The sequence below is a fragment of the Sulfurovum sp. genome (genome assembly GCF_049668085.1).
GTDB lineage: Bacteria > Campylobacterota > Campylobacteria > Campylobacterales > Sulfurovaceae > Sulfurovum.
In genome coordinates this window covers 42879-58467 of sequence record NZ_JBATIY010000079.1, presented here as the reverse complement: position 1 = coordinate 58467, position 15589 = coordinate 42879, and the positions used below count along the sequence as shown (strand labels likewise).

The 15589-nt window shown below is 38.3% G+C and carries 14 protein-coding genes; 6 read left to right on the top strand and 8 right to left on the bottom strand.

Annotation, left to right across the window (positions count from 1 at the left end):
- Window positions 1-65 precede the first annotated feature (65 nt).
- From WBM70_RS05085 to WBM70_RS05070, 4 genes are all read left to right on the top strand, one after another.
- On the top strand, window positions 66-1739 hold the full coding sequence (locus tag WBM70_RS05085) for a complex I subunit 5 family protein (RefSeq protein ID WP_424557430.1): 1674 nt from the start codon (window positions 66-68) through the stop codon (window positions 1737-1739).
- A 490-nt stretch (window positions 1740-2229) separates the two neighbouring features.
- Window positions 2230-2364, top strand: coding sequence for a hypothetical protein (locus tag WBM70_RS05080; RefSeq protein ID WP_424557429.1), 135 nt, complete (start codon window positions 2230-2232; stop codon window positions 2362-2364).
- A 17-nt stretch (window positions 2365-2381) separates the two neighbouring features.
- The gene (locus WBM70_RS05075; protein ID WP_424557428.1) at window positions 2382-2519 is read left to right on the top strand and encodes a hypothetical protein; all 138 of its coding nucleotides are present in this window, start codon (window positions 2382-2384) and stop codon (window positions 2517-2519) included.
- Window positions 2520-2952: 433 nt separating this feature from the next.
- Complete coding sequence (locus WBM70_RS05070) at window positions 2953-3219, top strand: hypothetical protein (protein WP_424557427.1); 267 nt, start codon at window positions 2953-2955, stop codon at window positions 3217-3219.
- An 82-nt stretch (window positions 3220-3301) separates the two neighbouring features.
- On the opposite strand, the gene WBM70_RS05065 is transcribed toward WBM70_RS05070, so the two are convergent.
- The 4 genes from WBM70_RS05065 to WBM70_RS05050 form a co-directional block, all read right to left on the bottom strand.
- Window positions 3302-3886, bottom strand: coding sequence for a cytochrome b/b6 domain-containing protein (locus tag WBM70_RS05065; RefSeq protein WP_424557426.1), 585 nt, complete (start codon window positions 3884-3886; stop codon window positions 3302-3304).
- A gap of 86 nt (window positions 3887-3972) precedes the next feature.
- Window positions 3973-4599 carry a DUF1104 domain-containing protein gene (locus WBM70_RS05060; RefSeq protein WP_424557425.1) on the bottom strand — a complete coding sequence of 209 codons (627 nt, stop codon included), beginning with the start codon at window positions 4597-4599 and terminating at the stop codon, window positions 3973-3975.
- Between the two features lie 176 nt (window positions 4600-4775).
- Entirely contained in the window at window positions 4776-6974 is a 2199-nt protein-coding gene (locus WBM70_RS05055; protein WP_424557424.1) for a cytochrome c peroxidase, read from the bottom strand.
- A gap of 212 nt (window positions 6975-7186) precedes the next feature.
- On the bottom strand, window positions 7187-8710 hold the full coding sequence (locus WBM70_RS05050; protein WP_424557423.1) for a DUF4403 family protein: 1524 nt from the start codon (window positions 8708-8710) through the stop codon (window positions 7187-7189).
- A 211-nt stretch (window positions 8711-8921) separates the two neighbouring features.
- Here WBM70_RS05050 and WBM70_RS05045 point away from each other — a divergent pair, with 211 nt between their 5' ends.
- Both WBM70_RS05045 and WBM70_RS05040 read left to right on the top strand, forming a co-directional pair.
- On the top strand, window positions 8922-9629 hold the full coding sequence (locus WBM70_RS05045) for an HlyD family efflux transporter periplasmic adaptor subunit (RefSeq protein ID WP_424557422.1): 708 nt from the start codon (window positions 8922-8924) through the stop codon (window positions 9627-9629).
- Between the two features lie 125 nt (window positions 9630-9754).
- Window positions 9755-11407 carry a molybdopterin-dependent oxidoreductase gene (locus WBM70_RS05040; protein ID WP_424557421.1) on the top strand — a complete coding sequence of 551 codons (1653 nt, stop codon included), beginning with the start codon at window positions 9755-9757 and terminating at the stop codon, window positions 11405-11407.
- Between the two features lie 24 nt (window positions 11408-11431).
- Here the strand turns inward: WBM70_RS05040 and WBM70_RS05035 are convergent, their stop codons facing one another.
- From WBM70_RS05035 to WBM70_RS05020, 4 genes are all read right to left on the bottom strand, one after another.
- Window positions 11432-12151, bottom strand: coding sequence for a fumarate reductase iron-sulfur subunit (locus WBM70_RS05035; RefSeq protein ID WP_424557420.1), 720 nt, complete (start codon window positions 12149-12151; stop codon window positions 11432-11434).
- A 2-nt stretch (window positions 12152-12153) separates the two neighbouring features.
- Window positions 12154-14124 carry a fumarate reductase flavoprotein subunit gene (locus WBM70_RS05030; RefSeq protein WP_424557419.1) on the bottom strand — a complete coding sequence of 657 codons (1971 nt, stop codon included), beginning with the start codon at window positions 14122-14124 and terminating at the stop codon, window positions 12154-12156.
- Window positions 14114-14884, bottom strand: a complete 771-nt coding sequence (locus tag WBM70_RS05025; protein WP_424557418.1) for a fumarate reductase cytochrome b subunit — start codon at window positions 14882-14884, stop codon at window positions 14114-14116. The genes WBM70_RS05030 and WBM70_RS05025 overlap by 11 nt, the downstream gene beginning before the upstream one ends.
- 83 nt (window positions 14885-14967) lie before the next feature.
- On the bottom strand, window positions 14968-15549 hold the full coding sequence (locus WBM70_RS05020) for an adenylate kinase (RefSeq protein ID WP_424557417.1): 582 nt from the start codon (window positions 15547-15549) through the stop codon (window positions 14968-14970).
- Window positions 15550-15589 lie beyond the last annotated feature (40 nt).

Below are 15589 nucleotides of genomic sequence, written 5' to 3'. Positions count from 1 at the left end.
TGCATACAACTTTATTGAATTTTCTACTATTAATAAGTGTGATATGGCCACTGTTCCTAATGTTTATGTTAACATTCAAACACCTTCACTCCAAACTACTTTACCTAACACCGTGGGCTGCATTACCTGGTTTAGCAGCAGTGATAATTGCTTCAACTACTGTGACACAAGTCCAACTTCCTTGGTTACTTGTTGGGGGTACTTATGCCCTAGATGAAACTGGGAAAATATTTATGTTGTTAGCGACACTCTTGTGGAGTGTATCAGGCGTGTATGCAAGAAGTTATTTTAAGAGTATAGAAGAGCAAGTACGTTTTTATCGTTATTTTTTACTAGCTATGGCTGGAAATTTCATTTTGATACTGGCACAGGATCCAATCAGTTTCTATTTTGGTTTTACACTTATGAGCTTTGCTTCTTACGGTTTGATCGTGTTTAAAAAAGATACTATCAGTTTCAAGGCAGGATTGGTGTATATTTCTTTGGTAATACTTGGTGAAGTCATGTTATTTTCAGCATTGCTAATGGCGACCAACGCTTCTGAGAGTACAATGTTTCCAGCTATCATTGAGAGCATTATAACAGACCATAACCATGACTTGATCATATTCCTCATTTTGACCGGATTTGGTCTAAAAGCAGGTGTCTTTGGACTGCATGTATGGCTTCCGCTAGCACATCCAGTAGCACCAGCACCAGCAAGCGCTGTACTTTCCGGTACGATGATAAAAGCAGGTATCCTTGGTTGGATACGGTTTTTACCACTTGGTGAAACCCCTCTGCCGGAGTGGGGGACTGCTATGATCATTTTGGGACTTTTTACAGCTTTTTACGGTGTAATCATAGGGTTAACACAGCGCGATCCCAAAACGGTTCTAGCTTATTCAAGTATCAGTCAGGTCGGAATCATTACAATGTCAATTGGTTTAGGGATGCAAGTGCCTGAAATTTGGCCTGTCATGCTTACAGGAATTGCATTTTATGCACTTCATCATGGTCTTAGCAAAGGAGCACTGTTCTTAGGTGCAGGTCTTTGCGGAAGCCAGCAGCAGATCCACCGGGTTTGGATATGGTTGGGGCTTTGGTTACCTGCTTTGGCAATAGCAGGTGCTCCGTGGACCAGTGGTATGCTCGCCAAGGATTTAGTTAAAAGTTATTCCTTGTATGCACCAGCTCCCTGGGATACATTATTGCCACTCTTATTGTCAGGCAGTGCAGTAGCTACGGCACTACTCATGGCAAGACTGCTGTACCTAGTACGTCCATCTGCTGAACCCTATGGAGCTGAACCGTTGATTGGTCTAGTATTACCATGGGTGGCATTACTGCTAATTATCATCTTAGTTCCTTGGTTACCAGTCTATTCATTTGAATACTCCATGAGCAACCAAATATTTGGAAGCCTATGGCCACTTCTGTTAAGTCTTGTTATTAGCGTTGGGGTATACAGAATTCATATATTTCAGACAGCAAAACCAATTCCCGCAGGCGATATACTTGTATGGATTGAATCTGTATTAAGTGTATTGCGAAATCATTTGAAAAAATTGAATGATTTTGCTCAACAATATATTTTATTGCAGCAATATAGTAAGTTACGAATCAACTCCATTCAAACAGTTTTTTTTACGAAGTTAGGACAGATAGAATCATCTTTGGCCCGCTGGGAGGTATCGATGCTATTTATGGTCATTATCATTACCTTGGTAGGGCTTCTTCTATATGGAAGTTCGACTTAATGAATTAATGTGTAGTCATAGCCATCATAGGTATAGGATTCCTTGCTGCAGTACTTAGCTTTCTCCTGAATAATATATGCTATCATCATGCTCTCATGGATATTAGGAACGATCAAGTAGGATATGTAGAAATTGAAGTACTTGTCTGTGGAAATATATACCAGAATCTAATTTTGGTTTTCAGAGACTCCACAGGTTCACTAGTACCCCTTCATTATCTACATGTTTTTGTACAAAGAAGTATAGGGGGCACTTGAAAGTAGGACTATCGATTACTTTACCAGTGCTATTCATCGCACTTTTGGGTTTGCCCTATATATTTTAAGATTTATGATGTCTCTAATAAGTAAAAAACCTTAAAAAATATATAACTTTATAAGGTTTTCTTTTCACACTACTTTCACACTTCTAGTTTATACTTCATATTGTAATTCAAAAACACGGTTCTGATCTTAAGATCAGATGGATATTTAAATAAAAAGGATTTTATATGAAAAAATTAACGACAATACTACTTTTAACAATCGGTTTGGCATCAAGCGCTATAGCACATCACCCATCACCATCAGATACAGCGGGTGGAAATATGTCAGATAGTTCAGGTCACCTTACGGTATTTGGATAAGATAAAGAAGGATTACTATGAAAAAATTAACAACTATAGTTTTATTAGCGATCGGTTTAGCATCAAGTGCATCAGCACACCACATGGCAGAGTATGATGATGCTGGTGTAAATATCCCTGAATCTTCTCCGCACCTATTGATGACATTTTATTAATAGCTAAGACATTCTCTTCCCAAGGCATATCCTTCAATCTAGGATATGCCTTTTTCTCTTTTCTCCCAGAAAAACAACTATATCTAGCTTCACACTAAATTCATACAATCAGAATATACTAACAACATGAAAGCTATATAACATTATCCCTTTTTCATAGTTTGGCTTTCTAGGTAACTTTTTTTAATTTAATGTGTCACCCTCCCTAAACTTCCTTTTGGGTGTACTCCTTTAAATTGTCCAAAACATAAAGTTGCCTTCCCTCTAAATATAAATACACCAACATAAACCTATTATTAACAATGATAAAGAGAAGAAGAACTTTCATTAATGGTGACTAACTTATTTCATGTCTTACAATCTTCATGGACGCTTCACACTTTTTTTCTATACTTTTAATGTAAAAATAATATTTATAATTTAAGGATCTAACATGAAAAGAACATTATTAACCTTAAGTGCCGTGGCACTTCTAGCTTCACCTTCACTATTTGCAGTTGAGGATAGCCTTCAAGAACACCTCAGAATGGAACAGAAACTTAAACAACAAGAACAAAAAAGATTAAAAGATGGTAGTGGTAGCGGTAACAAACATCAATACAAATACCAAAATCAACATCAATATAAGGGTACCAGCCCAAGTAGACCAAATACAGGTTCAATGGGAGGACAAAGAAGTGGGGGTGGGGGTCGCCACTAAAATAGAATATTATGCTAATGATATATTTTATATGCAACAAATAGAGCGCGTTGAAGGTATTGATAACATACCTTCAATTGAACTACTTCTCATCTCCTCCATTAACCATATCTGAGATAATCCCTTTTTCATCTTGATTTTCTGCTATAAAAACACCGATGATATGCAGAGGTACAAATATAAGAATAGCATTAAAAACAAGTTCATGAATCTCTTTGATGTCATGTGCTACATCTTTGGTAAGACCAAGTGCTTCATAAAAATGGATCATCAACCCACTTACAGCCATAAAGACAAGAACCCCATAGATCACAATATAGCCTAACTTTACTATCTTTTTATAAACGTTTTCTTCTTTGAGATTTTGGTAGTTTTGTTTTCCGCTTTGGGTAAAGAAGAGGATGGCTCTCCATAGCAACAGAGCAGCTAAAGCATATCCAAGGATGATATGCCATTCCCACATGGGGGCACGTATCGCCTTAGCAAGTACTTTTGCCTGTTCTGCTGTAATTTCCAGATTGATCTCAAAGAGTTTCTGTGTCAAGAGTTCGCTGTTTGTTCTCCAGCTTAAAAATGTTTTTCTCAAAAATACAGTTCCAAGCAATCCTAGAACGACTGCTGCATGTATCCAGTGCCAAATTCTAAAATCTAAACGCCATCTTTTCATAGCTACCACCTTATTTCAACTATATAGATCTATTGACTTATTTTGTCAACCCTTATGCCTTGGGCTGAACAATTGTTTACACAATCTTAATTATTTTGCATGTTCATTCTCTGGCTTTGGTGTAAGCGGAACTCTTCTTGGCTTATGCTTCCATCATTATTGGTATCAATATCTGAAAATACAGGCTTGTTTCCTGCATTTTTCCCTTCTCTTGTACCTGGGCTTTGACAATTACCATTTGCACAGTTTCTTGTGTTGCACTTATTCATCTGCTCTGTTTGATGTAAACGGAATTCTTCCTGGTTTAATATGCCATCGTTATTTTTATCCATCGTGGAAAATGCAGGGGCATTTCCTGCATTTCTAAGCATTTTTCCTTCTTTAGCCTTCTGGTTCATACGTTTTGCTCGTGCTTCTTCCAATTCACTTTGCGTTATCTTGCCGTCATTATTAAGATCATACTCAGAAAAGCTAGGTTGATTCTTCATACAGTTTTGTCCCATTCCTTGACCTTGTCCTCTCATACCTTTATACTTTTGTCGTTCTTCCGGAGTCATACTCTGCATTCTTTTTTGCATCTCTTCTTGAAAAGCAGGACGGTCTGCTGCAGGAACAGTCCCTCGCATATTAATCATCTCATCCATGCTCATCTGTGAAAAATCAGCGGCAAATGCCCCTGATGCTAACAGTGTTATGATTATTAATTTCTTCATCGTTTATCCTTTTATACTTTTGAAGTAAAGCATTATCTGTTTTTTTGATTATACTGCAAATAGTTTACTGTTGCAATATTCGTTGAGTTAAATGAAATGTTTTATATGCTAGAGATCATGTAGATATTGATGCAAAGCTTCCATCCCTAAAGAGATGGAAGGAATAAATAAAGGTTTTATGATTGAATTCTTCGTCTAAATGGATAAAGCAGTCCTAGTGCCAAGATAAACAAGAATGACATATCAAAGTGCTTACTGTTAGGATCGTATGTACAACCACCTCCGCCTCCGCTAGTACTAACATTTTCTGTTATAGAGGGGTCTTCATCCACCATAGCTGTATCAGTTGCAGGTGCTAAATTTTTATAGAATGTTGGAAGAGGATCTCCACCTTCTGCACCAACTGCTGGAATTTCAATTAAAATATCTTTTGCCTGTCCATTTTCATCCATTTCAACAGCTGTATTGTCTCCAACATGTCCTGCAGGTACAAATAGTTGAGGATGATCAAACGGTGCCTTACGGTATAAAACACGCTCGTCAGTCAACGCTTTTAAAAATGCTACAAGACTTGCTTTATCAGCATCATCAAGTCCTGGACCTGAGTCAAGTAGTTCACCTGTTAAGATACCCAAACCAGTGATTGGTGATTCTTCCATTCTATCTGCCGAGTATCCAATGATAGGATGTGATAAACCTTCATCAAATTCCCTAAAGTTACCACCACGGAAGTAAAAATCTATCACATCTTCAAGTGTACTTTCTCCACCATTATGAAAATATGGTGCAGTCAATGCAATATTTCTTAATGGTGGAATCTTAAATGCACCATCATTTCCAAGGTCGGCAGTCATTTCTTCAGTGTCATCAATGTTAGGGTTGTCGTATAATCCCAACTGTGTTTGACGTGCATAACCCAATGCATTTCCAAAAGGGTCAATCCCACCGACACCAAGGTCATCCAAGGTAGGACGTACACCGATGTTGTTAAAACCTTCATCAATGAGGTCACCTTTCCTGTTACGTGTGAGACCCTGTTCGTTGATACGGCTTACAGAAGCAAAAGTAAGTTCACTACCGCCATGACAGTTCAGACAACGTCCTTCAGCATCAGCTAAATGGAAACCGACGATCTCTTGCTCAGTCAATGCTGAAGTATCGCCCTCTAAGTATTGGTCAACACGTGTGTTATCTGAAACAAGTGTTGCTTCATACAGTTGAACGGCTAAACCAAAGTAGAGTGAGAAGTTCAACTCCATTTGTGTATGTGTGGTATTGTCTTCTAATGTAATGGTCTCATTTGAACTCCACCATTCAGGCTGAAAAGCAGCTCTGATCATGGCATCATAACTTGTTACATTTAATCCTGTACCATTTGAGTCTACAAGCTCTCCCAAGACACTGTCTGTAGGAGAAACTTTTTGATTAGCCAAAGGTTTTGCAGCTAAAATCTCACGAGTCACTTCACCAATTCCTTGGTTTCTTCCCTGACCGCTATCTGTATCATTAAATAGGATCTCTACTCCTACATCCGACCATGTCCTACCGTCTGCTGACATCTCGATATTACTTGTAATTGGGTCTGTAGCTTGTGATGCCAAAGATGCATTATCAATACTGATATTTATACCTGTTGCTTTTCCATCAATTACTTTATAGACAAGAGCATCTACATCCGCATCTCCATGTGTATTTTTACCATTAAAGATATTGCTTGCACGTCCATCCCAAAATTGTCGGTGATTAAACACAGCATTAATGACTGTAGGTGAATTTCTTGCCTGCACACGTCTGGTATTTGTGCCAGCGACTTCAAAACCATCTGGATCAGCTAAAAGGTCTCCTTCTCCAGCCTCAGTGAATAAAGAGTAATGTACTCCTTGGGAACCCAATACATCATCTGTATCACGTAATACGTTTGAGATAAATAAATTTGGATCTGATTTTACATGACGAGGAAAGTCCGAGACACTTAAGTGATAGTTTGGTCCCTGATCTTCATCAAATACATTACTTGAATTAGAAGTTCCATCTTGGTTTGCATGTGCAAAACCAGGGTTAATCTGGTTTTTAGCACGGCTGTCAGCACCTGCATTAAAGTGACATGAAGCACAGGCGGTAGCACCATCACTACCTAATTGCATATCCCAAAAAAGTGCTTTACCTAAAGCAATGGCATTTTGCTTGTTTTTTACATACACATCTAAATCTGCAGGTTCTGGAATGGGAACAGTTTTTAACGATTGAATCTCCGGTCGTATACTTCTTTCTCCGCTTGCGATCTCTGACAATATCTGCTCTGTCATATCAGCATGTGTTTGTGTTAATAAGAGTGTGCTTCCTATCAAGAATGATCTTAAATATTTTATTTTCATACCCATACCTTTAATATTTTCTAAATAATATGATAATTTAGAAGTATGAAGTGAGTGTGAAAAGAAGAGTAAATATTTGTGAAGTTAGACGAAAACCTTATAAAATGTTCTACATAGGAGGTTTTATAAATACGGAAGTAGGGCACAACTTGAAGTTGCACCTATGATAATTATATATTTTATTTTTTAAATTACTAAATTTTCTTTACGATTTATAATTTGGCATTTACATCCAATATACCGGAGAGGTGTGTATTGAAGTTAACACCTTCTTCGTTCACTAGAATCTCTTCTATTGTAGCTTCTTCTAAACGTCCAGTAACATTGAGATCACCATGATAGACGCTATTTAGTGCTTTGTTCGCTTTCTTGACAGCCTTATCAATTCTTTTACTATAATCATATTGTACGATGCTTTCAAAATAATATTGTATTGGTCCAAGATCCGTTGCGTCGACCAATAGATCAAAAAGATCACTGTTTGTATTGGAATCATATTCCATTTCGTCAAAAACGAGGCTTGATGTCTTTGTGTCGATTTTTGGTAAACCAGTGAAAGTTATTTCTCCTTTTACATCAAACCAATTGAATTTATCAATACTTCTCAACCATTCATCTCTATTATCGTAACTCACCTCTGCGCTCATCTCTATTTTCCCTTCACTGCCTTTTTTTATCTTTGGGTTAGTGATCCTTAAAATCCCTGGCATAGCACTTTGACGCATATCAATGATATATCCATTTGGATGTTTTTTGTTTGTTCTGGCTAATAGCTCATCATATGTAACCACGACAGGCAGATCAAAATTAAATATTCCTTTTTGGTAACAGATCAATTCAAGATCTGTAAGTTCAGTTTTGTTGTAATCTACAGGAGGTTTACCTAGAAAAATCTGTGTTTTACCTTTTGCACTTATAGTACTTTTAAGCACTTGGTCAACGATATCAATTTGAGAACAAGCGGCAATTTCAGGTCTGAACAGTAGATATGTTTCTCTATCATCATCTATTTTGAAAGGTTCTTGAATGTCTTCCCACTCTTCGCTCATCTTCCCTTTTATATCAAGTTTTGCAAGAAGTTCCGGTACTCTCTTCGCAAATTTATCCATCCTTTTTCGAAGTTTAGGTTCTATGACTTTTTTAATGTTGATCTTTATGAGATCAAACAATTTTAAATTGGGTTCACTTGACCAGGTAAAATCGTGTGCAATGTCAACAGAAATTGTCCAGTCCTTGTTAAAACGTAGTGTGGCATCTAGATATAGGACAGCTGCGGCTCTTGCTGTACCATAGAGATATCCATCCGCAGATGCTTGTGCCTTAATTGGAAATGCAAAAGTTAATGTCGATCCTTTACCAGATACCAAGATACGCCCATTTCTTTTTATCCAGCCTTTTACATCACATTTTATTTTTGGGGTTGTTCTTAGATCAGTTGTCCAATCTTTGCAAGATAGTTTAAAACCTTTCATCCTGCATTTTGGAAAAGTTGGTACCTTCATATGTTGTGGTCTCACACAGACCTTATCGCGCTCATCTAAGTCGGCTAGATCATTTTTGATATATTTATTAAGGTGTTTTTCCAAGACACTTAGATCAGCCTGTATAGGTAGTGTGATGATGGAATCATTGTGATCATGGACATTAGCAATAATACTATTAGGGTAAAGAAAAACAAGGAATAGAAAAAGATAGATAAAAGGCTTTATCGGATTGGAGTGTTTATTTTTACGCATAGGTCTCTCTTAGGTTCTTTATTTAGCATATTCAAAAAATGTATTAATTAGTGTACTATAATTTTTATATAATCCCTAATATAATTTGATTGATTTTACAGTTAACTGTAAGTAGTGGCCGGTGAAATACTCATATTCTTTGTACTTATTGTGATTCAACATTTAGCACTTAATTCTATTTTGCTATAATCATTCAAAAAAGAGATTATTAATGAAAATTCTTCTGTTATTATTTACGCCACTTTTCCTATTTGCAAAAGTACACTATGCCAAAGTAGAGCCTTATGAATCTGTGATCCTAAAGTCTGCAGTCAGTGCTTTGGTAATGGATGTAGATCTCGACGCTGAAGGGAGTGTAGTAGATCAGAAACGTGTTATTTATTTGGACGATCGTTTAGATAAAATGAACTTGAAAACATCAAATGAAAATCTTCTCATTCTTCATGAAACTTTAAAAAGACAAGAGTCATATTTTCAACGCATGGATAAGTTGAAAACAGCTTCCACGACCCAAAAAGACAATGCATTTTACAGTTTTGCTTCTTCAAAAACACAGTATTTGGATGTGCAGTATAAGATCGCTCAGCTTGAAGACAGTATTGAAAAAAAATCTATTGTACTTCAAGATATGTATCTGTATGAAATTATGGTACGCAAAGGTGATTATGTAACTCCTGGTTCACCTTTAGCAAGAGTGGTAGATGCGAGCAGAGCAAAGTTGGTACTTTTTTTAGAGCCTGCGGAGTTGGAGCAGATAGAGCAAAAAACTGTGTATCTTAATGGTGAGAAAACAGACTATAAAGTTGATAAAGTATGGAGAGTGGCAGATGAGAAGTTTATCTCTTCTTACCGTGCAGAGATCTATATTACTGCGCCAAAGGGGTCCTTTTCTAAACTGCTGAAAGTAGAGATCAAATAATTTATACAGCTTGTGGACTTGATTGCTATGATGCGTGTCGTATCTACGTAGAGGAGGGGAAACTCAGCGGTGATGCTTCTCATCCTGCAGGTAACGGAGCACTTTGTGCTGTACTTAACAAGTATATGGATGAGACCCCGCGTATCACCAAGCCAATAGTGGATGGCAGAGAGGTGAGTATGGAGGAGGCATTGACAGCAACGGCTGCAATACTTAAAGCTAACAATAGCCTACTTTGGAGAGGTTCAGGCAATGTAGGTGTGATGCAGGAGGTGAGTGACCTTCTCATGGAACAGACAGGGGGAATACTGACCAAAGGAAGCCTCTGTGACGGTGCAGGTGCAGCAGGGATAGAAGAGGGTAGAGGTGTCAATAAAACACTTCCTCTTGAACAGATAGAGAAGTCTGAAGTGGTTGTTATATGGGGTAGAAATGTTACAGTGACGAACGCTCATATGATGCCGTATCTGGAGGGAAAAAAACTTGTTGTGATCGATCCTGTTAGAACAGAGATCGCCAAGAAGGCGGATCTGTTTCTTCAGATCGCTCCTGGTACAGACTATTATGTGGCATTGATGCTTTCACGTCTCATCCTCATGGAGGATCGTGAAGTAAAAGTGCGTATGGATGAGTTTGCTCCTGAGTATGAAGATCTTTATGATTTTAGCAGAGAACACCATACAAAAGCTATACTCCAAGATATGGAAATAGATCTTGATGATCTTGGAAGACTACTGAACTATTTATATAATAGAAAAGTAGTCTTCTTGATTGGTGTTGGTGTGCAGAAATACACTACGGGTTCTTATGCTCTTCATGCGATTGATTCACTGGCAGCTAACCTTGGAATGTTTGGTCGTGAAGGGTGTGGTGTAAGCTATCTAGGAGACAGTAAACTTGGTTTTGAAAATCCGTTCAAGACTAGCTGCAAGCGTGTTTCTAAGGTCGATACGGCATTCTCTGACTTCGATACGGTACTGGTACAGGGAGGCAATCCAGCGGAGAGTATGCCTGACAGTAACCGTGTAAGAAAGGAGTTGGAGGGAGTAGATAATCTGATCTACTTTGGTCTGCATGAAAATGAGACTTCAAAGATGGCTCGTATCGTGATCCCGGCAAAGAGTTTCCTTGAAAAAGAAGATGTGAGACTCAGTTATGGACACCAATATGTTACACCGATGAAAAAAGTGGTCGATAGTGAAGTAGGCATCAGTGAGTATGATTTTACGAAAGCTATGTTTGAAACACTTGGACTGAATGGACTGGAAAGCGAGGAGTACTACATCAATACTTGGCTTTCACAGTGTAAAGAAATGAATGGTGAACTGGTCAGCCCTGTATATGAGGCAGTGCCTTACAGTGAAGGCTTTGGCGCGGATGGGGATGATGCGTTTAAGTTTATCAAAGATCATAGTGATAACTTTATCAACACCAAGCGCATCACTAAGTACCGTAAGCAGCGTAAAAACAAATCAGAAGCTGAGATGCTTTGGTTAGTCTCTCCCAAATCACGTGGGACTATCAATACACAATTTAAAAGAGATAGCAGGATAAGACTTAACCCTGTACTTGGTTTTAAAGATGGTGAGAAAGTTAAAGCCTGCTCTGAGTATGGTGAATATCTCTTTGAAGTAAAGTGTTCTGAAGACCTTAGAACTGACATCGCATTGATCACCAGTAATACAGTAGGTCTAAACTTTCTTACCCCTTCGGTTATCAGTGAAGAGGGTGAAAGTGCATGCTATCAAGAGGTTAAAATATCTATTGAGAGAGTATAAATTCTCTGATAGATCGAAAAAAGATCAATCTATCTTTACCATCTTTCGGCGCATATAGGCTATTTTACTCTGGAGTGGTAGGTCTTTAGGGCAGTGGTCTTCGCAGGCAAGTAAGCTCATACATCCAAAGATCCCTTCATCATCACCGATGAGTTCATAAAAGTCCTCATCTGTTCTTGCATCGTGCGGATCGATAGAAAATCGTGCAACTCTATTCAGCCCTACAGCGCCTACAAAATCTTCTCTCATAATAGCCGTAGAACAACTGGCTACACATAAACCACACTCTATACATCTATCCAGTTCAAAGATCTCTTCAGCCACCTCCGGTTCTATTCTTTTTTCCAGTTTGGAAATATCGGTCTCTTCATTGGCAACGATCCAGGAGTTAACACGCATACTCATCTTTTTCATCCATGAGCCCGTATCGACAGAGAGGTCTTTGATGAGTTTAAATGTTGGTAGGGGTAAAAGTTCTATTTTCCCCTCTTTGAAATCACTGGTTAATGTTTTACATGCCAATCTCGGTTTTCCATTGATCACCATACCGCAAGCCCCACAAATACCAGCCCTACATACAAAATCTGAACTCAGATCATGATCGATACTTGCTTTGATCTTTGTTAAAGCAATGTAGAGGGTCATTCCAGGGGTCTCTTCTAGTTTATACTCAACAAACTTTGGTTTGGAATTACAATCAGAAGGATTGTATTTTAAGGCCGTGATGGTTATCTCTCTACTCATCCTTAATCTCCTAATCTTTCATTTTTTCGTTTATATGCTTGTTGCAGTTCATAAGGCATCAGTTTCTCTTGGAGTTCGTATCTGTCACCTTGGTGTTCTTCCACGATCTTATCTATTTCCTTTTGTCTTTGTTCACTCAATGGATTCTCCATGATAAATCCTTTTCTACCATAACCTCTAAAGGCAGGAGGCATTTCCATTTTCTTGATGTCTAATGCTTCATATTTTAATGTAGGTTCTAGATCCTCTTTATTTTCCCAGTAACTTAGGGTCTTATTGAGCCAATTTACATCATCTCTTTTAAGATAATCTTCTCTATAGTGTGCACCTCGACTCTCTTTTCTGTCTCTTGCACCTTTAGCAACACACAGAGCCACTTTTAACATCATAGGTACTTTGTATGCCTCTTCGAGTTCAGGGTTTAATAATCGACACTTGTTGGCAACAGTGATATTCTTTGTTTTTTGCAGTAATATTTTTAACTCTTCTACTGCTTCTTCGAGATCTTTACCATTTCTAAAAATACCCACTTTTTCTTGCATAATGTTTCGCATTTCATCTTTGATATCATAGATCTTTTCATCTCCATCTCTTGCTAAGAGCTCCAAAATATAATCATCTTGTTTTTTGAGTTCATCTTCAACGACTTTGGTATCAATCATTATTTCAGTCTCTTTACAATAATCAGCAAAATAGTTACCTACGATCATACCGGCAACAACTGTTTCACTTACTGAGTTCCCTCCTAGTCTGTTAAAGCCATGCATATCCCAGCATGCAGCTTCACCACAAGAGAAGAGTCCTTTAATATTGATACTTTGACCTTTTGGTGTAGTTCTGATCCCGCCCATGGAATAGTGTTGCATCGGTAGAACCGGCATCCAACCTTTTTCACCCTCATCTGCAGGGTCAATACCGTTAAAGGTCTTACTGATATCCTGAACATCTCTAAGGTTCTTTTCAACATGTTTTCTGCCTAAAATGGAGATATCAAGCCATAGATGGTCTCCATAAGGAGATTTTACACCTTTCCCTTTTTTGATATGTTCCAACATTCTTCTGCTTACGACATCTCTACTTGCGAGATCTTTCTTCTCAGGTTCATAATCTGGCATAAATCTGTAACCATCTTTATCTCTAAGTACACCACCATCACCTCGACACCCTTCTGTCAATAAAATCCCAGAAGGAACAATAGGCGTCGGGTGGAATTGCACCGCTTCCATATTTCCCAGTGCTGCACCGGCTTCTAGGGCGATAGCATGTCCTGTACCCTTACATATAGTTGCGTTAGTAGATTGTTTATAGATGCGACCGTATCCACCGGTTGCGATCATCGTACCCTTTGCCACATACGCAACAAGACCACCATGTTTTAGGTCTCGTACAATGGCCCCATAACATTGGTCATCTTTAGTAATAAGTGAGATAGCTTCCATTTTATCTTGGATCACTACACCTCTTTTCATTGCTTCATTGGTGACAGCGTAAAGCATGGTGTGACCTGTTGCATCTGCAGTATAGCAAGTACGCCACTTTTTTGTCCCACCAAAATCTCTGGCATTGATAAGACCGTGGGCTTCATCTTTTTCTGTGATCGTTGTATGTTCCGCATTGATGACAACAGGTCTGTCACCTCTGGATATACGGTTCCAAGGCACACCCCATGCAGCCAGTTCTCTGATCGCTTTGGGTGCAGTGTTAACGAACATCCGTGCCACTTCCTGGTCACAACCCCAGTCGCTACCTTTTACTGTATCGCTAAAGTGTACATCTTCATTGTCACCTTCACCCATAATACTATTCCCAAGGCTTGCTTGCATACCACCTTGTGCTGCTGCGGAGTGAGATCTCTTCACCGGTACTAAACTTAAAACGATCGTATCTAAACCTCTTTCACTTGTGGCAATAGCAGAACGAAGTCCTGCCAATCCTCCTCCAATGATCAATGCATCTGTATATCTAATGCGCATGTTGTACCTCTGCTTGTGGTGTATATCTCTCTCCATAGTTGGCCTGATGTTCAGCACCTATCTTCATATAAGCGATCAGTGTTGCAACACCCAGTGTCAACATTACACCACTTAATATCCACTTTGCTTTTTTAAGTCGTGCTCGACTCTTTTTAGGATCATCCCCCTCAAACCATCCCCACTTCACGCTTAATCTATATAAACCTATCGCACCATGAAATTCAACAGCTACAAGCAGCATGATGTAGAGTGGCCACATCAGGTCACTATAGACTCTGTCTGCAGAAGCATATGGACCAATATTCCCTGGATTTGTCAACATAATATATAGATGTACTGAACCCAAAAAGAAGAGAGCAAACCCTGTACCGACCTGAATGATCCAAAGTTTTGTATCTCCATGATTCATGAGATCAGAATGGGTTTTTAGACGAAGAAACTCTCTATAGGATATGGGAAACTTTCTCATTGCTAAAAACGCATGAAATATAAAAATGATAAATACAACTAAGATGGTTATGAATACAGGAATACTGCTTCCTCCTTCAAATATGAAACTAAGTTCAAATGTCTTGGTGACAGAAAGCATAAAATCTTTACTTATAAGTATAGAGGAAACAAAAAGCATATGAAATATCATGAAAATGGCGAGAAACAACCCTGTAGCACTTTGAAGGAAATCAAGTCTAGCAGGTATTCTACTTTTCTTTTTTTGCGTAGTTTTACCTAAAAGACTCTCTACAATACTCTCTTTAGACACAGTGGAATCCTTTGTTAATTAATATGAATGAAAATTTAAAAATAGGGTAAAATGGTAGTCAGGAAGCAAAATGCTTCCTACTATCATGAAGGAAGAAGATCTACTTGTTGCTGAAGAAAAGTATCAATCTCTTCTATGACACTATCCATATCTCTCTCTCCATCGATTACTTTGAGGAGGTTGTCATGGTTATAGAATTCTTCTATCTCTGCTATGGTCTCTTGGTAGATTCTCATAGTATTACTGAACAGATCTTTACTTTCGGATCCACTACTTCCTAATACACGTTCTCTGGCTACATCTTCACTTACTCTTATCTCAATAACAGAGCTAAGTTCTATACCATCGATATTATTAAGACAGTCAGCAAAGAATTTCATTTGTTTTTCTTTTCTTGGAAAACCATCCAGCAAGATAATATCCGTTGGTGCATTTCTGACTGCGTCAACAATCGTATCAATGACGATGTCTGTTGGGACCAATTCACCTTTATCGATGAAAGCCTTGTTGATCTTTCCTAGTTTACTACCTTTCTCTATCTCACTCTTGAGTAGGTCACCTGTAGAGTAGTGTGTGATATCTGAATGGTTTTTGGCAATATGACTGCCATCTGTTGTTTTTCCTGAGCCTGGTGCTCCAATAAGAAGTATGAGCTTTTTTGACATTTTGTCTCCTAAAATACTATATTGTTGTAATTATAACAAA